A 19,555-nucleotide genomic window follows, 5' to 3' on the forward strand; every position below is an offset into this window, starting at 1 on the left:
CTTCCATATTATTTAAGTATGAGAGACATTTCTGATACCGTCGGGTGCTTCAAAAAGTCTTTCGGAGTAATGTCAATACCATTGGTACGCAATTTAGATACTATTTGAAGAGATTTAATGGAATCTCCACCGATTTCAAAAAAGTTATCATCAATACCTATTTCATTAACCTTTAGTACTTCAGCCCATATTTCTACAATTGATTTTTCCAGTTCAGTTGTTGGCTCCCTGAAATTATTTTGAGCACCATCGGAAAGGTATTGTGAAGCTTCTAAGCTAAGTAGTTTTCTGTCTCTTTTTCCGCTAGATGTTAATGGTAATCTATCTAACTCAACGAACATTGATGGGATATACGTTGCCGGTAAATCTTTAGAGACAGCTTTTTTCAAGTCATTTCTACTTAGACTATCTTTTAAATTTAAAGTGTAGAAGCAAACTAAACATGGTTTGTTATTTTGATCATTCCCTAATACTACCGCTGCATCATTAACTTGTGGTTGCTGTATTACACATGCTTCAATTTCTTCTATCTCAATCCTTACACCGTTTACCTTAACTTGTGAATCCTTTCTTCCTAGAAAATCTAAACTGCCATTCGCTGAAATTTTTACCAAATCACCAGATTTGTAAAAGGTTTTACCATTTCGCTCTACAAAAGCTTTGCTCGTTTCTATTTCATCCTTGAAATAACCTTTTGCTAAAGAAGGCCCTCCAATCATTAATTCACCTGGAAAACCTTTTGGAACTGGTAGCCCAGCTTCATCGACAACTTCTATTTCTACATAAGGTAATGGAAAACCAATATTATAGTGATCTTTTGTTACCTGTTGAACAGTAACTTCAATCCCTGCCTCAGTTGGACCATATAAATTGAATGCTTCGACTTGTGGTAACAACTCATTTATTTTTTTAGCTAATGGAGCTGGCAGAGCTTCCCCACTTAAATGAAGATATTTTAATGGTAAATTGTAATCTTTTTGAGAGTCCATTTCATTGAGCATTAATTGCAACACAGAAGGGACAAAATGACACAAGTCAATTGACTTATCACTAATAAAATTCAATAAACCTAAAGGATCCCGATGCAAGTCTTTAGGAGCAACAACTAACGTAGCACCTGTACAAAGGGTATAAAATATTTCCCAAACAGATACATCAAATGTATATGGCGTTTTAAACAATGTTTTATTACCAGGTTTAATCTTATTTTGGTTTTTTTGCCATTCAATGCGTAAAGAAGCCCCTAAATGTGGACATACTACACCTTTCGGCTCACCCGTCGATCCAGAAGTAAACATAAGATATGCTGGATCATGGACAGAGACACTCCTCATTGCTTTTACATTATTTTTAAAGCTATTTTTTTCTAAAGTATTTACAATTTCCCATTCTCCATAGGGTATTTCATCTATTGTATTTACCATTAAAACTTTTGGATTTAATCTCGCTAATAATTTCTGTGTTCTTGCTATAGGATGCTCCGTATCTAAAGGAACGTATACTGCGCCTGCCTTCAGAACACCTAGTATTACCGCGATGACATCAATTCCCCTGTCCATATAAATAGGCACATAATCGCCTTTTGCAATACCCATTGATAGCAGTAATGAAGCATATTTTTCTGCTTCTTCATTGAGTTGTTCATATGTTAAAGCTCTATCCAGCTCTTGAATGGCAATATAATCCTTATATTTTCTCGCTGCCTCTTCAAATTGACAGTGTAGTGGCTTAGCCTTTTGTATTAGTCCTCCATTATCGTTAGCGGATATAATGGAACCTTTTGTAAATGCAGAACTCCACAAATTATCTGGTTCATTAATTAATGAAGCAAGTAATCTAAAATAATTCTTCACCAACAATTGAATCTCTACTTCTGTGAAATGAGCAAATGAATATTCTATATGTCCTTTTACTTCTCCGTTCTCCACATTGAAGAAACAACTTAAAGGAAATCTTGATCCACCAGTATCTTGCTCGATAAAACTTGTGTTGATATTCTTTAAATCCATTTCAAGATTCACTTTAAGACTGAATGTATTATTTACTACATCAAAATACTCTCTTTTATCAATGTTAGCCGCAATATCAACAATAGAGAAATCTCCATGAGCAATATTTTCATGTACAGTGTTACTGATTTCATGCAGAAGCTCTTTAAAGGAGGCATTTTTATTTAATGAAAGCGTTAAAGGAACTAAATTAACAAACATGCCAACATCATTTAAATTTTCATTTGTCCTACCATGATAAGGAACTCCTATCGTTATTGTGTCCTGCATACAATATTTTGCTAAATTTAGTGCCCAAGCAGTTAGTAATATTGTAAACTGACTCAATTTCATCTCCTGCGAAAATTGATCAATTTTTTTACCTAGCTCTCTAGTGCTTTCAATCTCAAAAATCTTTCCAATTCTTATATATTCTTCGGATTTCTCTCGAATAGGCAGTTGAGCGAGTTTAAATGTCTTAGATTGCTCAACCCAAAAATCCTTTAAATTTTGATCCTTTGATTTATTAACCAATTTATTTATATTATTATATAAATTTTCAGAACTACTTGATTTGATGTCATCTCTAGTAATTTCCTCATTATAAACTTTAGCTATATTTTGAAGTATATTTTTTAAAGATAAGCCATCACATACAATATGATGAGAGACAAGTACAAAAACGGCTCCAGCATTCTCTGTATGAATGACTGCCCCTCTAAACAATACATCGCTCTCTAACTGGAAAGGTTGATTATAAATTGTCTTTGCAAGTGAGCGTGCCTCCTCCATATTTTTCACCTGTAAGATTTGAATGTGATAATCCACGTGCTCTGCTATATCATCTATATTTCTAATTTTTTGTTCAATTCCATAGGAGGCATTTTCTCTAAAATTCACAAAAAAGGCAGCATTTTTCTTAATGTTTTGCACAAAGGCACTATAAAACTTACGTTCATCGAAAAGTCCGTTAATATGAAAAGTAGCACCTACATTATAAAACGGATTTCCTTCATTTGTTTTCCATAAATACCAAAGCCCTTTCTGCATACTCGTTGCAGGGAACCATTCGTTTTTATTATATATAGTAGGTTCATTGTTTGTTGATAGGGCTGGTAAAGTAGAAAGAATATCCAATAAATTACATGGTTTTCTCTGTTGCTGTACTTGCCATGGTAAACAATCAACATGAAACGTTTTTGACACTTTCACAGCAATTTCTGCCGCATCTAAGGAATTTCCTCCAACTTCAAACAAATCTGTTTGTGATGAGCATTTTAAGTCTAAGGTAGAAGAAAAAATATCAATAATCTTCTGCAAAGACTCACTTATATTCGTTGAAGATTCACTTAATTGTTTTCTGTTGAAATAGTCAATATGCTGTTTGTTCAACAATTCTCGATCTATTTTCCCGTTTCTAGTCAACGGTAAATGTTTATGAAAAATAAGTTGAACTGGTATCATATTGTTAGGCAGCTTGTCTTTTAAATAGTTAAATAATTCGAGTTCTGAAATAGAGGATTCCTCTTCTAATACAATGGATGCTGTCAATAGCGTATTTGAAGCTATATGTATTGGTAATGCTATAGCTTGACTTACTCTATTATGTTTTTGAAGAGTACTCTCTATATCCCCTAATTCAATTCTCACTCCATTAATGCTTAATTGAAAATCTTCCCTACCATGGAAATGGAACTTCCCTTGAAGATCTCTGCTGACGACATCCCCAGTGTTGTAGGCTCTTACATTTTCACCGTCAATGTCTAACTGTTTAAATTTTTCATTTGTCTCATGCGGCAAATTAATATATTCTCTTGCTAATCCCTCACCAGATATCCATAATGTTCCTTTTCTATCAACTTCATGAATGATTTGTAAATTTCGATCTAAAATAAAACACTTTACATAAGGTAAAGCAGAGCCTATATGAGGTAGCTTTTTCGCCTTGCCATCCGCTCTCTCCACAATTCCAGAAGTACTTACAACAGTCCCTTCACTTGGTCCATAATTGTTTACTACATGAAAAGGTAAATCTTTTGAAGGGTACTTTGTTAGTTTATCTCCCCCTACCAAAAGATATTTTAAAGCTACATGACTATGATCCCAGTCGAGTTCCATTAGTCGCTCTGCAATTGGCGTAGATACAAATGAATGCGTTACTTGATGCTTTATCCAAGTATTTTTTAATAGCTCTGGGTTCAGTCTTTCATCTTTTGTCGTCATATAAATAGATGCTCTTGAAGCTATTGCTCCCCAAATCTCCCATATGGAAGCGTCGAATCCAGGTGAAGAGGTTAAAGATACTATTGAAGCTTTTGTCACATCAAACGTTTTTGTATGCCAATCGATTAATCGATTTAAAGATTGCCACTCAACGACTACACCCTTCGGTTTGCCTGTAGTACCTGATGTAAAGACAATATAAGCAGCTGATTTTACAGAAAAATGAATATTTATGTTAATTTCCTTATGATCCAAGTTAAAATGTTGAAGAGCATCATCAAGCTTAAAAGTGATCTGATCTTGAAAAGCATTTGCCTTATAAATATCCTGATGCGTAATTATTATGCTAGGTTTGATATCGTCAATGATGTTGTCGATTCTGTCCTTTGGTGTCTCTGGATCGATACAAACAATAACTCCACCAGCAATAAATGTGGATAAATGTGCAACAAGAAGAGCTGGTGACCTTCTAAGAACAATCAAAACATTTTGTTCAGCACCCGGTTTAATCCCCTTCTCTTGCATTGCGGTTGCTAATTTAAACGCTTTATTAGCCAGTTGTTTTAAACTGTATTTATTTTGATTGAACCATAAGCTTTGTTCGTCATAGTAATTGATTTCTTCACTAAAAAAACTTTCATAGAAATTTGACATTCTATTACCCCAATCTAACAAATTATTTAGAAGCATTAATTTTTAGATATTTAGAATATAAATTTGGATTTGCGATTGATAATTTTAGAAATTCCAGTGTTTCATTTTTAGGAAACCCTTTATGCATTAAAATGGAAAAAAATTGTTGAGATAAACTTGCAACTCTGTGAGATTCCACTGTCATTTGTTTGCTCTCTTTCATCTCTTTTAATTCCTGTTTAATGATCTGATAGGGAGAATGGATTTCTTTCTCAAAGTCCTGCTTATCGATTTTCTCTTTAAAAGGAGTCCCAATAATAACTCTTAAACACGCTTGTAAAAAGTGGATAGTTTCTTCTATTTTGAATGTATTTTCATTAAGATTATTTAAAATAGAATGGATGCCATTTTTCTCGTTAACAGGTATTGCCCGATAGTCAGGATATTCCATCTTCATAATATCCGTTAGAATCGTTTTAGGACCCATCTCAATAAATGTGCCAACGTCTTTATTAATGAGTACGTCCATAACTTTTGGCCATCTCACACTTTCCGTAAGTTGTCTACTTAATTGATCTGCTATTTCGTCAGCCCTACTATATAGTTGACCTGAAGCACAGGAAAATATAGGATATCGACAATCATTCATCTGTGTTTGTTGCAGAGCTGCTTGAAATCTTTTTTCTGCTGGCTTCATGAGTCTACTATGAGCAGGAACACTAACAGGTAATATCTTTGTAACCGCTCCCTTTTTCTGTAACTCAATGGAGGCCTGCTCCAATGCATTTTTATGACCACTTAGTACGATTTGATTTGTCGAATTAAAGTTTGCAACAGTTACATGATTATTGTCAGTATCTATTCTTTGACATACTGCCTCCACTTCTTCTCCAATAAGTCCAAAACAAACAACCATACCGCCATCTTGAGTACATTCACTCATAGCAGTTGCACGAAGCTTTACTAATTCAACTGCCTTGGCAAAAGGGATTCCGTCGGCAGCAACTACTGCCGACAGTTCACCTAGACTATGTCCAGTTAAATAGAGTTGTTTTACATCATTATTTTTTTTAAATATCTCCCAGCAGGCAATGCTATAAACTAGAATTGCAGGCTGAACTATTACCGTATTACGAAGTTCTCCATTTTTATTTTCACATGCTTTCAATAAATCATAGCCTAATATATCGCTAGCCTCATTATACAGATCACGAGCTATTTGATAATTTTTGTATAATTCTTGTCCCATAGAATCGTATTGTGAACCTTGACCTGGAAATACAATTGCAGTGTTCAAACGATATCCCTCCCAATGTTAATAGTCATTTTCCTTTCAACTCAATGCTTATTCAATAGTAGAGATAATGCCTCTTCTGATGAAATGTCATCACTTTCAAATGCCTCAAGAATATCGCTTAATTCATCTTTGGCATTATAAAAATGATCGCAGTATACAATTTGGTCTTGGAATGTAGGATTACTATATAAATCAGAGATTTCAAATTTTAAATCAATGAATTTATTTTTAAATAAATGAACAAATCTTAAAGCACTTAAAGAACTTCCTCCTAAACTAAAGAAATTATCAATTTCTTTAATCGTTGAAATACCTAAAACTGTTTTCCAAATTTCACGTATACTCGCTTCAATCTCAGATAGTGTAAACTCACTTTTCACTACTACTTCTTCCGTTGAAATACTTTCGTTTTGATTATTTTTTGACTGATTAAAGCGCTCTACTTCGTTCCAAAAACGCTCGCCAAATGGAATTTTAATAACTGGTTTAAGATAATGGACTTGCTCTAAATCAAAACGTGAAATCAGACTCCATTCATAGCCTTTAGTGAAAAATAAGTTCAATGAATTTTGGAAATCTACAAAATCAATTGGAGGTATGGCCGTATCACTCCCAAAATCTTTTTTATCGTCTAGTATTAACGTAAAGTTCATCGTTTTACCGTTTATTCCTTTTTGATTCAAATACCCAGCCATTGAGTCTAAATATTGATTCACAGCGCAGCATTCACTTGCAGATTTTGTACCCATTAAAGAAGAGATTGAAGAAAATAGGATAAAGAAATCTAATGGCTCTGGATTTAATTCTTTTTCCACTAAATAAGTGCCGATTACTCGGTTATGAATACCTTTTTTGAATTGACTAAGCGTTAATTCTTTTATCCATAGATGGTAAAGTTGTTTGACTAACATGAACGCTCCATTGATTTCACCAAAATCCTGTCTAATTTTCGCAAATGTTTCTTTAACAGCATGTTCATCTGTCACATCACACTGCAAGATTGTAACTGTAGAACCTCGACTTTCAATCTCCAAAATTGACGTCAGTTTATAAATCAACATTTCATCTTCTGGTTGATTATTCTCAATAATCTTTGCCCATTCCATTCGGTCTGGTAATAAATTTCTAGCTAATAAAATTATATTGACATTTTGCTTTTCACTTAAAAACTTCCCTAATTGAACACCTAAATATCCTGTACCACCTGCAATAACATAGTTTCCATTCGCTCTTACTATAATTTCATTGCCATTAAAGTCATCGCTTTGTCTTTCAATAACTTTTGTATATCTTTTTGATTTTCTAAATGCCACTAATTCTGGGCGAAGCTCTTTATCTTGTTGTAACTCTTTTAATAATTGTGTAGCAATGTCTTGAGAACTTCCGTCTAAATCATGGTCGATCGAGTAGGATGAAATAGTCGGCTGTTCCTGTGAGATAACTTTCGCTAAGCCAAAAGTTGTTACCCTAGCAGGAATTATTTTTTCATTGTCCTGAACTTGCTCTGTTAATGACGACATGACATTTAATTGAATTGGATGTGTAACTTCAAACTCTAATAACATCTTTGTTATATTGAATAGTGAGAAAATACCTTCTTCTTGGGATTTCTCCATATTTTCTTTTGATTCCATTGTTTCATCTAAGTGCTTGAATGTGTAAGAATGGATAATCCCTTTTAAATTCCTTAATTCATCCACACCTATATTTTCAAACAGCTTATACATATCTTTTTCGGAATTTATGTCAATACCATATTGTTCCGTTGTATATTTTACAAATTTGTCTGATTCAAGTACTTCAATTATTTTTATACCTAAAGCAGCCATTCTATTTTTTAGCTCAACTATATTTTCATCATCTTTATTCACAAAGAAAAGCCAAGTTGATCCTGCTTTTAATGCTACATCAGTAGTCGTATTATCATAAGGATAATATAACCATTTCTTTTCGAAAAATAGCTCTTTCGTCTGATTTTGGAATGCCTCTTTACTAGATGGCCATATTCTTCTTGTATTAAAAATACTGACTGGCAACGGAAGTAATTGCCCATCTTTAAATAATTCGCGACATTCCTCTGTAACATTGTTACCTTCTAAGTATCGCTGCATTAGCGCTTTATCTGCTGATGATGAAGCGGTAAATTCATCTAGATTTTTAATACTATCAACTTGTGTTTCATGTTCATCAGCTAAAAATATGCCTTGTGTATAAAAATTCTTCGGGACCTTTTCAAATGTTCTTACATTTAATAATCTTTCGACTTTTCGAAGTAGTTCATGACAATCGCTTGCAAAAATACATACTCTAGACTGTTCATGGCTTCTTCTATTATTTAATGTATAGGCTAAATCTTGAATACTGTAATTTTCATTATTTTTAAGGTGACTAGCTAAGGTTTTTATTTGATCCCAAAGCGCTCTACGAGTTTTACTTGAAATAAACAACGGTGTCAGTTTTTCAGTTACTTGCTCCTGTTTATGATGTCGATACTCCTCTAGTACCACATGAACATTCGTGCCACTTATGCCTATTGAATTAACACCTGCTCTTAAAATTTTATGCTCATCAAACGTTTTATTTTCTGAGCTGACTTTGAACGGTGTTTCTTTGAAGCTTATTTTAGGATTTTCTGCTACAAAATGATTAAGACCTGGAACTGTTCTTTTTTCGATGGATAGTACAGCTTTTATTAATCCTGCAATACCTGCAGCATCACCCATATGGCCAAAATTCGACTTAATTGAACCTAATTGACATTCAACAGTCTTATTTGATTTTTGTAGATAGGCCTTTTTAAGTCCCTCTACTTCGAGTAAATCACCTACTTGAGTACCTGCGCCATGCGCCTCAACAAAATCAATATCATTAAATGATAACTTTGCATCTTCCAGAGCATCCATGATTGCTTTAGATTGAGCGTCAGGATTCGGAACTTGCATCCCATTTGATGCACCATCGCTACTTATACTTGAACCCTTTAAGACAGCATGAATGTGATTGTTGTCGTTTATGGCATCAGATAATCTCTTTAGAACAATAGCAGCAACCCCTTCACCTCCGATAATTCCATCTGCACTTTCATCAAATGGTGAACATCTATATTTTGTGCTTCTTACAACATAATCAGGCGCTTCCTCTTCCCAATAAGGAAATAAATTCAAATTCACTCCAGCGACTACCGCTAAGTTACAATCCCCCTGCTTAAGCGCATTTTTAGCAACATGAACAGCGGCTAAAGAAGAGGAACAACTCGTATTAATTGTCATAACTGGACCTTTAAGATCAAATGCATATGATAAATGATAGCCCAGATTAGCAGGTATATTTGAAATAAAAGCCCGCTCATCTTTTTCTTCAAATAAATTTAAATAATCAAATGCAGGATGAGGAGTATGCGCTATAAATACGCCAGTATTTGAATCCTTTAGATGATTTTCCTTGTATCCTGCCATGTACAAGGACTCTAATGCAACCTGTAAAAACAAACGCTCCGCTGGCCCCATAAATTGAGCTTCATGTTCATTCAATCCGAATTGTTCAGGGTCAAACTGTTCAATGTTCGTTAGCCATGAGCCATACGATCTTGGATCATTCGTTAAATTATTTTTCAAATGGTTATACATGTCATGCAATTTAGGGTTAGAATTAACAATTAAATCAAAACGCTCTTTTGAAAATTCAGTCACAAAATCCTTTTTATTTATGAGACCTGTCCATAAATCATCCAGGTTTGAGACATTAGGAAATCTTAAAGACATACCAACAATTGCGAGTGGTTCACTTGTTTCTTTTTCCATTTCATCTAGTAAATTTAATGCTAAATTTGTATCCAACTTATTTTCTTCTACTAAACTTAATATTTTTTTAGACATTGTGCTGTACATCATTTTCTTCTCTCCTATCAAAGTCTTTAATGTATTTTAGTTGAGCGAAAATTGCCACAGTTAATATAATTAAGCCTCCAGCTAGTAAGAGTAGTGTCCCATACACTCCTCGTTCTCCACTACCTAAATAAGGGATAATATTTACGTTTGAGGCAACTAATTTATCAGCAAGTATTCCTCCTAAAATGTAAGCGACGGGTAATGAAATCCAAGCGAATGTTCTAGCAATTGAAAAAACTCTTCCTAATAAATTGGGCTCCGTATGGAGTTGAATTAAAGTTAGTGTACCTGTATTAACCACTGGCAGTAATAACCCTAAACCACCCCAAAAAACGGCAATTAATAGCATATTATTGAATAACCCTGTTAACGTTATAAAAACACCAATACCAAAATTCGAAATTAGTACTAACCATATGATGTGTTTCTTCAATTTGATGAATGACATTAGTATTCCGCCTAATACCATCCCTCCTCCATATATAGAGCTTAGTAAACCAAATTGTTCAACAGTTCCAAAGCTCAATATATACGGCTGTCCAACTACTTGATTGAACCCTAGTGCAAAATTTAAAACCGTAAATAGTAACACTAACGTAAGAAGTGATTTATGCTTGATTAAATAATTGAAACCATCTTTTAGATCACCTAAAATGGAGTTATTTTCATTGCTATCTTCATTTTCACTGTTCTCTTTCACGCTTAATTTTGTCCAAAGTATTAAGAGAATAGGAATGGCAATACAATAAGTAACTAGCTCTGCCCCAATGATATAGATAATACTTCCAAATCCCATTATTACACCACCAATAACAGGACCCAGAACATCACTAGTCGATGATGCCATGGAAAATACACCATTAGCTCTAGATAACTTTTCCTTTGGCACTAAGTTAGGTGCTAATGTTTGTAATGCTGGTGTTTGCATAGAGCTAACTATAGAAAGAGATATAGCACCAGCAATTACATGAACCATACTTATATTCCCTAGTAAAAGGGAGGAGAAAATTATTGAAGAAATAATTAGTCCAATAATATCTCCTAGTAATATTAATAATCGTGGACCTTTCCTATCTATCCAAATTCCTATAAAAGGCGATAACACAATTGCTGGTAGAAATCCTGCAACTAAAACGACCGCAAAACTAGATACTTGACCTGTACTTTGGTAAGCCCAGACACCAAGCCCAAACCTTGCAACAGAAGAACCTAATAAAGATATAAAATGAGTAGCTACAACCATTAAAAAGATTGTAAATCCTCTGTTTATTGGTTTGCTAAAATAAGTTATCATGTACTTTGGGGCTCCTTTGCATTTCCACTACATTCAACCAAAGCTTCTTCAAACTTAGATAAGAGATGTTGAGCTTTTTCATTACTAATCACTTGTGTATCTACCTCTAAGCTTAGATTAAGTTTTCCATCCAAAATAAAGATGTTTATTTCCAAAATATTAGAAAGTTCATTATCAGGATGAATAGCAGGGGCCTGAGGAAGATTTGAGGAGTACTGTAGCACTCCGTTCCCTCCATTTTTACTATTTGTGGAAGTACTAATATCGTTATCAAAATCCCCTAAATAATTGACCAATATTGATGGTTGAATATGCGTAATGTTGTTATTTTCTTTGATCCACCTTGCTATCATAAAGTCCAGTCCACTGCCAATTTCGCTCAATGCTTGTCCAACTGTGTAAAGCATTTCTTCGACAGTATTTATTGTCACCTGTAGCGGATACATCGTAGTAAACCAACCTATTGTTCTACTAAGATCTAATGCTGATTGGCGACTATCTCGTCCATGCCCTTCAAAGTTAAATAACACATCTTTTTGACCGAATATTTGACTAAACGCTTGAGCAAATGTTACGGCAATAAGAACATCAGGTTTATAAATTTCTGAATGTTTTCTAGCATTTAAAAATTGCTTTGTACTTTCCTCACTTAGCGTTTTCGTTACATGATATCGATCCTTAAATAAATAATCTTTTCTGACAGGCTGAATGCATAATGGATGTACATTTTCCACATCTATATTCTCCCAATAAGAATAATTCGTGTGTAATTCTTTTTTATACAATTCTCCTATCCAATCCGAAAATTGCGTCATAGGGAAGCTAATCTTATCTTCACCATTTACAATAGCTACATAATTATTTTCTAATTCCTCTAATAGAACCCTCCATGAAACTCCGTCAACGACTAGATGGTGAATAAAGAATGTTAAAATAGGCTTCTTAGATGTTAGGAACACTACTGCTCCTATTGGTAATACCTTTCCAAAATTAAAGTTATTTTGTAATTGGAATTGAATCTTTTCAATTTCTTCTTTTAACATACTTGGAGGTGTTAATTTTAGATCTTTCACAATTAGCTTAAATGTGTTGACTAAGCTTGGTTCAACAAAAGCCTTTGGTTTGCTCTCGTTCACATCAAACCATGTCAGCAAGCTCTCATTAACCGAAATAATTGATTGGAAAGACTTTTCTAAAGCAGCCACATCCACTTTCTCAGGCAATTCTACTGACATTAATAAGTTCCAATAGTGGGCATGTTTAAATGTTTGTTGGAAGAACCATCTTTGCATTGGAGCAAGTGGAATCTCCTTAGAACTTAATTCCTGCCATTCTTTTTGAATGTCCATTTCTTTAGTAGTGTTCATAGCGATTTTTCGAATACTTCTACAATTAAAGATATGGTCAATTTTCAAATTAATATTTTTTTCCTTTGCCTTTGAGATAAACTTTAATGCCTTGATGGAGTCTCCTCCAATTTTAAAGAAATCAGAATCAATGTTAAATTGACGGTCACTTAAAATCCCTTTTAGTATAGACAGCAACTCTCTTTCAACCTCTGTCAAACTACTAATATCATCTGTCTGAACTATTCTGTCGTCGTATAATTCAGGGCTTGGCAGTGAAAGTCTATCTACTTTTCCACTATTAGCCATTGGAATTTGTTCTATTTTTTGATAATACGTAGGAATTAAAGATTCTGGTAAATATCGTAAAAGGTACTTTTCAATATCTCTTTGATTAATCTCTTGTTGACTGACTAAGTAAGCACACAGCTGTTCACCAGATTCATTTTTATATAATTTAACCACAGCATCTTTAATACTTGGGATTTCTCGCAAATATCTTTCGATTTCTTCTAGCTCCACTCTATGGCCACGAATTTTAACCATATTATCTTTACGTCCATAACAAACGATTTTTCCGTTAGGTAATACTTGCCCCAAATCCCCTGTCTTATATAAATAGCCTGAGTGTAAATGATTAATATGATTAGCTATAAACTTAGTTCTAGTTAAATTAGGCTCTCCCAAATAGCCTAGGGCAACACTCTCACCACTTAATACGATTTCACCAACACCATATGAAGGGACTAGCTGATTCTGATTGTTCAAAATGTAAACAGAAGTGTTATGAATCGGTAATCCGATTGGCGCATGGATATAATCTGAATGTAAATCTTCTTCTGTTACTTCATGATAAATCGTTCCAACAGTAGCTTCAGTTGGCCCATATTCATTAATGATACGAGCATAAGGGAATTGATCTCTCAACGTTTTACATAATGATATATCTAAAGCTTCTCCCCCTAGAATGAAGCACTCTACATTTGGTGCAAATCTCTCATCCTCAATTAAATACTGGATCTGTTTAGGTGTGCCTTTTATCGTTATTGTTTCTTTTATTTTGGCTACACTTTCAAAAGCCTGATCGATTTCTCCTTCACAGCATATTATTTTTCCACCCGTTATTAACGGAATAAACATGGAAGTAATCGTTAAATCGACAGATATTGAAGTGAAAAATGGCATATTTAACGATCTTCCAGTAGGTGAATAGTATGCAGTAGCCCAGTTCAAATAATTATTAAGGTTTTTACCTGAAACAACTACACCTTTTGGTTTTCCAGTACTACCGGATGTAAAGAGAATATATGCAGGAGAAGTTTTAGCAAAAGAATTTAACTCAATCTCTACATGCTCGTCTAGATGAATTGCTTCACTTAGCATATTTTTAGAGCTGCTTTGTTTATATTTTGCGCTCTTCTCTTTAACAATGATGACAGCATCAAATCTATATTGATTTAGCTCATTGCTTACAGTGTATGTCTTCTCAGAACATTCAATTTGTATATCAGCACCGATATCACTGAGAAGCTCTTTTAAAATTTCTTCATTAATAAATAAATCTGTATCCCAATCTAATTTAGTATTCTTATCCATATTTTCTTCTTTAAATGCTTGTAAAGAAGAGACAAATTCATCTTTTTTATCGATATTTAATAAATCTCCCAAGAAGATGATTCCGCCCTCTTTTAAAGAGTCAATAGCTTTTTGAAGTACCACCTTTAAATAGCCATAGCTCGGGAAACAATGAATAACACTATTAATGACAACCGCATCTAATGCTGTTTCAAACTTCTTAAAGGCATGAGCCTTCGAAATGTCAAATTGAATATTGTTAAAGTTAGATTTTTGAGCAATCTGTTTATTCCTCTCGATAATGGAGGAAGATAAATCCATAGCTGTATATGTTTTCGTATATGGAGCAAGAGCAAAAGTTGTCAAACCTGAGCCACATCCAAGCTCTAATACATTTGAATCTTGAGGTAAATACTTTCTTATTTTGTTTACTGCATTTTCCGCATACTCTTGCATTTCTAAGGAACTGAAAGCTTCACCTGTATAACTACTATTCCAACCACTAGCCTCTATTTCTGTTTTCTGCCCTTCTGCAAAATAGTTCCACAAAGATTCGTTCATTAATTCACTTGAATCAACAACAGCACACTGATCTAAATCTGTTTCTCCTAACACCATAACCGTTTGAATATTGTCATTTTCAAATAACAGCCTATTACACAATGAATAGAATTTCTTTTCTGAAATAATAACGTTAGCTTGACTTTGTTTGATAATAGATTCAATTCTTGCTTTTGGATTTTTAGGTGATACAGGTATAAATGTGACATTACTCATTAAACAAGATAAAATACCTAAAATGGCTGTTCTATTATTGTCAGAAATAATGACAATATTTTTGATTTCACTGTTGCTGTTCAATAATTTTCTTGCTATTGATTTACTTCTATCTACCAACTCTTGATATGTTAATGAACCTTCGTTATCTTCTAATGCTGTTTTTTGTGGGTTCTTTTCTGCCATCATTAAAATGGTCTTTAAAAAGTTTCTGCCGTCTTCGACAAATTGACCATTTATAACACTTTTACTATTTTCTACATCGGTGTTATTTAATTCATGCTCATGTAAAACCATTTCTAGTATTTGTAAATACGTTTCAATTAATGAATCAATAAACTTAGATGAATATACACCGTCATAATACTCAAGGTTGCAGAATAACTCTCCACTTGGTAATTCAACGAATTCGAATTCAAGATCCCATTTACTAGTTTTGTGTTCAGAAACAATAGGTGTTAATTCTGCATCGTCAAAAGCTGATGTCGTATTTTTAAATTTAAAATTTTGAAGTGCCACGTTTATATTAAATAAAGGTGAACGACTAGTATCTCGAGGTAAATCTAATTTCTCCACTAATAAATCGAAAGGATATTCTTGATGCTTAAAGCTATCCAATAACATGGTCTTGACATTTCTTAATAATGTAAGGAAATCATCCTGTTCTTCATAATTAATCCTTAATGGGATAGTATTTGTGAATAAACCAATAATTTTCTCTAATTCTTCATTCAATCTTCCAGATACTGGTGTTCCGATCACCATATCCGTATCTCCAGTCATCTGATTAATAAGTTTAAATACACTTGAAACTAAAACCATGTATAATGTACTTTCATGTGTATTAGCAAAAGTTCTTAATTGATCTGCTAATGTAGCACTAATATCAAACCTTTTTAGCTTTCCTGTATAGCGGAAAGTACTTGGTCTTAATTTATCGCCTGTGATTTCGGTAATCGGAAGACTTCCGCTTAATGTATGAAGCCAGTAATCTTCATGTTGTTTAAATCTACCACTTTCTATATTTTCACGTTGCCATGCAGCAAAATCTACATACGTATTTTCTATTTGTGGCAATGTTTCATGTATATTATTACTATTGTACAAAGTGAAAAGTTCATCCGATAATAGCGATAATGACCAGCCATCTACTATAATATGGTGCATCATTAAAGCAAACAGACTTTTATCTTTTCCTGTTTTATATACAAATACTCTTAAAAGGGGTCCCGTTTCCAAATCATACGGAGTTTCTTTCCAACGATTTATTTGATCCATAGCTTTTGCTTCAGCATTATCTTCTAAATGAAAATCTTTGTATTCAAATAAATAGTTTGGTTTTTGCAGTATTTTCTGTTTATTTCCATTCTCATGCTTTACAAAAACTGTTCTTAACGATTCATGTCTCTGTGAAAGTAAATCGAATGTTTGGCGTAATCTCTCAATGTCAACTAACCCGTTAACTTTAAAAATAAACGGAGTATTGTAAACCATTTTTTGATCTGTTAATTGTTCTATAATGCTTAATCTGTTTTGACCGTATGATAATGGATATTCATGATTTTCAACACTAATTTGAGGTATTTCCTCTGTTGATTTTGAATGATCATTGTTTAATTGTTTACTTAGTTGTTCAAATGTAAGGAATACATCATCTAATACAAAGTCTCTCTTAAATTGTTTTTTCAAACGAGTAATAAATTGTAGTCCTGAAAGAGAATTTCCACCTACTGATATAAAACTATCCGTCTGCTTAATATTCTCTGTTTCTAGGATTATTTCTGCTAAACGAATGATTTCTTCAAGATTTGTTTTTCCTTTTACCTCTATAGCCTTTACGCCAGCCTCACTCTGTAACCAATAAGATTTCTCATCAAAGTAGTATGTAGGTAAAGAAATTTTATGATTCTTCTCATCTTGGAATTGTTTATGCCAACTACATTTTTCACCTGTAATAAAATCTTCTGCCAATTTTTTGATATTGTGATCGTCATGGGTTGTCATATCAATAATTTTTTCCCAATTAGCCATATCAAGATTGATTAAATTTTTACATGCGGCTATTAGATCGTCTATTGTCTCAGCAATAATGGCTACTCTTATTTCATGATGCTCCCTACCTGTACACATCGTATATGCTAAATCACTTATATTAATCATATCCCCAGTTAAATTGGAGAAATGTTCAATAGTGCCTCGCAAAGATAATTCAGATTTAGCAGAAAAAGGAATAACATATGCTTTTTTATTATGATCTTTCTTATGGATTTCAGTCTTCGTTGGAGCTTCCTCTAATAGTAAATGTACATTTGTACCATTAAAGCCAAAACAACTTACACCAGCTACAATAGGTTCATTTTCTTTTTTATTTTTTTTAATATTAAATGGTAATGTCGGAATAAAAACTGGAGAATTGACAAAATCAATATGTGTATTTGGTTCAACTAAATTTATTGTAGGTGGAACTATTCCTTTTTTTATTACATGTAGTGCTTTGATTACACCCGATAAACCTGCAGCTCCATCAAGTAAGTGGCCAATATTTCCCTTCACAGAACCAATTGGCAAAAATTGTTTATCATTATTACTTCGTTCAACTGCTTCTTGAAGGCCTCGTATTTCAATAGGGTCACCTAAATGAGTACCTGTCCCATGCGCTTCAATATAGTCAATTTGCTCAGGCTTAATGCCAGCTAAATCCCAAGTTTCGGCTAATAAATCTGCATGTGCTTTAGGATTTGGTGCGGTAATACCTGCTGAAGTACCATCATTATTTACTTTAGAGGCAATTATAACAGCGTGGATATTATCATTATCTTCTATTGCTTGATCTAAAGGTTTTAATAACAGCGCTACTGCCCCTTCTCCTCTTCCTATCCCACTTGCTGAGTCGTCAAATGGCTTACACTTTTGTTGCTCAGACATAATACCCGCAGCATTCATAAAAAGTTTTTCACTATTTATTGGATAAGGAAAAATATTAACACCACCGACTAATGCCGTTTCACAATCATTATTCATTAAACCCACACAGGCTTCGTGAATTGCCAACATTGAAGAGGCACAGGTAGCATTCACAACATAAGACGGTCCTTTTAAATTAAAAATATAAGAAATTCTTGAGGCCGTAAAAGCAGGAATATTACCTGGAACACTTAATGGTGTGAATTCAGCCAATCCTTCAGAGTAATTGGTCATAGCTGCTGAAATGTAAACACCTGTATTTGAATTTTTTATACGACTCCCTGCATAACCAGCATCTTCAAAACATTGGTATGCAATTTGAAGGAATCTACGCTGTTGTGGATCCATCACTTTTGCTTCAGCGGCTGAAATATTAAAAAATCCAGCATCAAATTTATCAATTTCATCTAGCCATGCTGCATCCCAAAACGGCTTCTCCTTTGAAATTTTAAGCTTTTCCATATTATTAACAAGGAATCCCTCACACAACGCTTTCCTACTATCACTTAATTCTGTTATTTTGTCCTGTTCATTGCTTAAAACATTCCAAAATTCATCAAAATTTTTAGCACCAGGTAATTCCGCAGAAATTCCGATAATTGCGATCTTTTTATCTACTTTCGGTTTAGACTCACTTTTAATTTCATTCACCGATTCAATGATTTGTTTCGCTGCATTTTTTGTTAGTTCTTTATTTTTAAGAAGATTTAAAACTTGAGGTATTAATTTACTCATAATATTTACCCTCCTCTATTATCAGATTATTCAAAAAATATTTTTCTAAAGCCGAAAACTCTTTTATCTTTAGTTGTTGCTCTGAAGGAAATTCATTCATTTTACTGCATACGGAAATTTTATAACCATTAATCAAGTTATATTGCTTGAAATAATAAGGATAAGGACTAATATTTTGTTCAATTGAAATTTCATTATTACTAGTCTCTATGGAGAAAGAATCTAAAGGAATGCTTAAACCTAATCCAATATTTTTCACAAAAGCTTCCTTCAAAGTCCATAAATCATAAAAATGTTCTTTTTTCCTTTCAGTTGGCGTTTGATTGTACGAAGCGTATTCTATACGTGAAAAATAATTTTTAATTATTTCATCATCGTAATTAGCTTTCATCTCTTCAATATCAATTCCTACATCACAATTGCCAATGACACATATGACCCATTCACCTGAATGAGAAATGTTAAATTCATAATCTCCATTGATACAGTATGGCTTCCCATATGTATTCGTTTGGATATTTATTTCAGAAGGATGACATTTTAAATGCTTCATCAATAAATATTTCATCAACAATTCAGCTATTAAGGATCTATATGCATCTATTTTATTTAAGTAAGCTTCTATTCTTCTTGCTTTTTTTGTACATACAAAATTCATTAGTTCAGAATAATTTGAAATATGTACAGGTACTTTAATTAAACAAATTTCTATCACATATCACGCCCCCAAAATGTTCTCCACAACCCCAGAGTAAAAATTCCTTAAAATTACATTAAAGGATATTTACTTATAAAAACAAATCTATTTTCCAATTACAATATTAAACACCCTGGAA

The 19,555-nt window shown here is 33.4% G+C and carries 6 protein-coding genes; all 6 read right to left on the bottom strand.

Going from position 1 to position 19,555, the window contains the following annotated elements; all coding sequences use genetic code 11:
* Nucleotides 1-8: 8 nt before the first annotated feature.
* From MHI22_RS06030 to MHI22_RS06055, 6 genes are read right to left on the bottom strand one after another with little or no spacing between them, the layout of a single operon-like run.
* Entirely contained in the window at nucleotides 9-4,865 is a 4,857-nt protein-coding gene (locus MHI22_RS06030) for an amino acid adenylation domain-containing protein (RefSeq protein WP_340811374.1), read from the bottom strand.
* 22 nt (nucleotides 4,866-4,887) lie between these two features.
* Nucleotides 4,888-6,141 carry an ACP S-malonyltransferase gene (fabD, locus tag MHI22_RS06035; protein ID WP_340811376.1) on the bottom strand — a complete coding sequence of 418 codons (1,254 nt, stop codon included), beginning with the start codon at nucleotides 6,139-6,141 and terminating at the stop codon, nucleotides 4,888-4,890.
* A gap of 41 nt (nucleotides 6,142-6,182) precedes the next feature.
* On the bottom strand, nucleotides 6,183-10,031 hold the full coding sequence (locus MHI22_RS06040; protein ID WP_340811378.1) for a beta-ketoacyl synthase N-terminal-like domain-containing protein: 3,849 nt from the start codon (nucleotides 10,029-10,031) through the stop codon (nucleotides 6,183-6,185).
* The gene (locus MHI22_RS06045) at nucleotides 10,009-11,322 is read right to left on the bottom strand and encodes an MFS transporter (protein ID WP_340811379.1); all 1,314 of its coding nucleotides are present in this window, start codon (nucleotides 11,320-11,322) and stop codon (nucleotides 10,009-10,011) included. The genes MHI22_RS06040 and MHI22_RS06045 overlap by 23 nt, the downstream gene beginning before the upstream one ends.
* Nucleotides 11,319-18,719, bottom strand: a complete 7,401-nt coding sequence (locus MHI22_RS06050) for a condensation domain-containing protein (RefSeq protein WP_340811381.1) — start codon at nucleotides 18,717-18,719, stop codon at nucleotides 11,319-11,321. The genes MHI22_RS06045 and MHI22_RS06050 overlap by 4 nt, the downstream gene beginning before the upstream one ends.
* Complete coding sequence (locus MHI22_RS06055) at nucleotides 18,712-19,434, bottom strand: 4'-phosphopantetheinyl transferase family protein (RefSeq protein ID WP_340811383.1); 723 nt, start codon at nucleotides 19,432-19,434, stop codon at nucleotides 18,712-18,714. The genes MHI22_RS06050 and MHI22_RS06055 overlap by 8 nt, the downstream gene beginning before the upstream one ends.
* Nucleotides 19,435-19,555 lie beyond the last annotated feature (121 nt).

Source organism: Lysinibacillus sp. FSL L8-0312, from assembly GCF_038003285.1.
Classification (GTDB): domain Bacteria; phylum Bacillota; class Bacilli; order Bacillales_A; family Planococcaceae; genus Lysinibacillus; species Lysinibacillus fusiformis_D.

Coding starts and splice junctions, on each gene's coding strand:
- MHI22_RS06045 (WP_340811379.1), bottom strand. CDS start 11,322: ATGATAACTTATTTTAGCAAACCAATAAACAGAGGATTTACAATCTTT.
- MHI22_RS06040 (WP_340811378.1), bottom strand. CDS start 10,031: ATGATGTACAGCACAATGTCTAAAAAAATATTAAGTTTAGTAGAAGAA.
- MHI22_RS06050 (WP_340811381.1), bottom strand. CDS start 18,719: ATGAGTAAATTAATACCTCAAGTTTTAAATCTTCTTAAAAATAAAGAA.
- MHI22_RS06030 (WP_340811374.1), bottom strand. CDS start 4,865: ATGTCAAATTTCTATGAAAGTTTTTTTAGTGAAGAAATCAATTACTAT.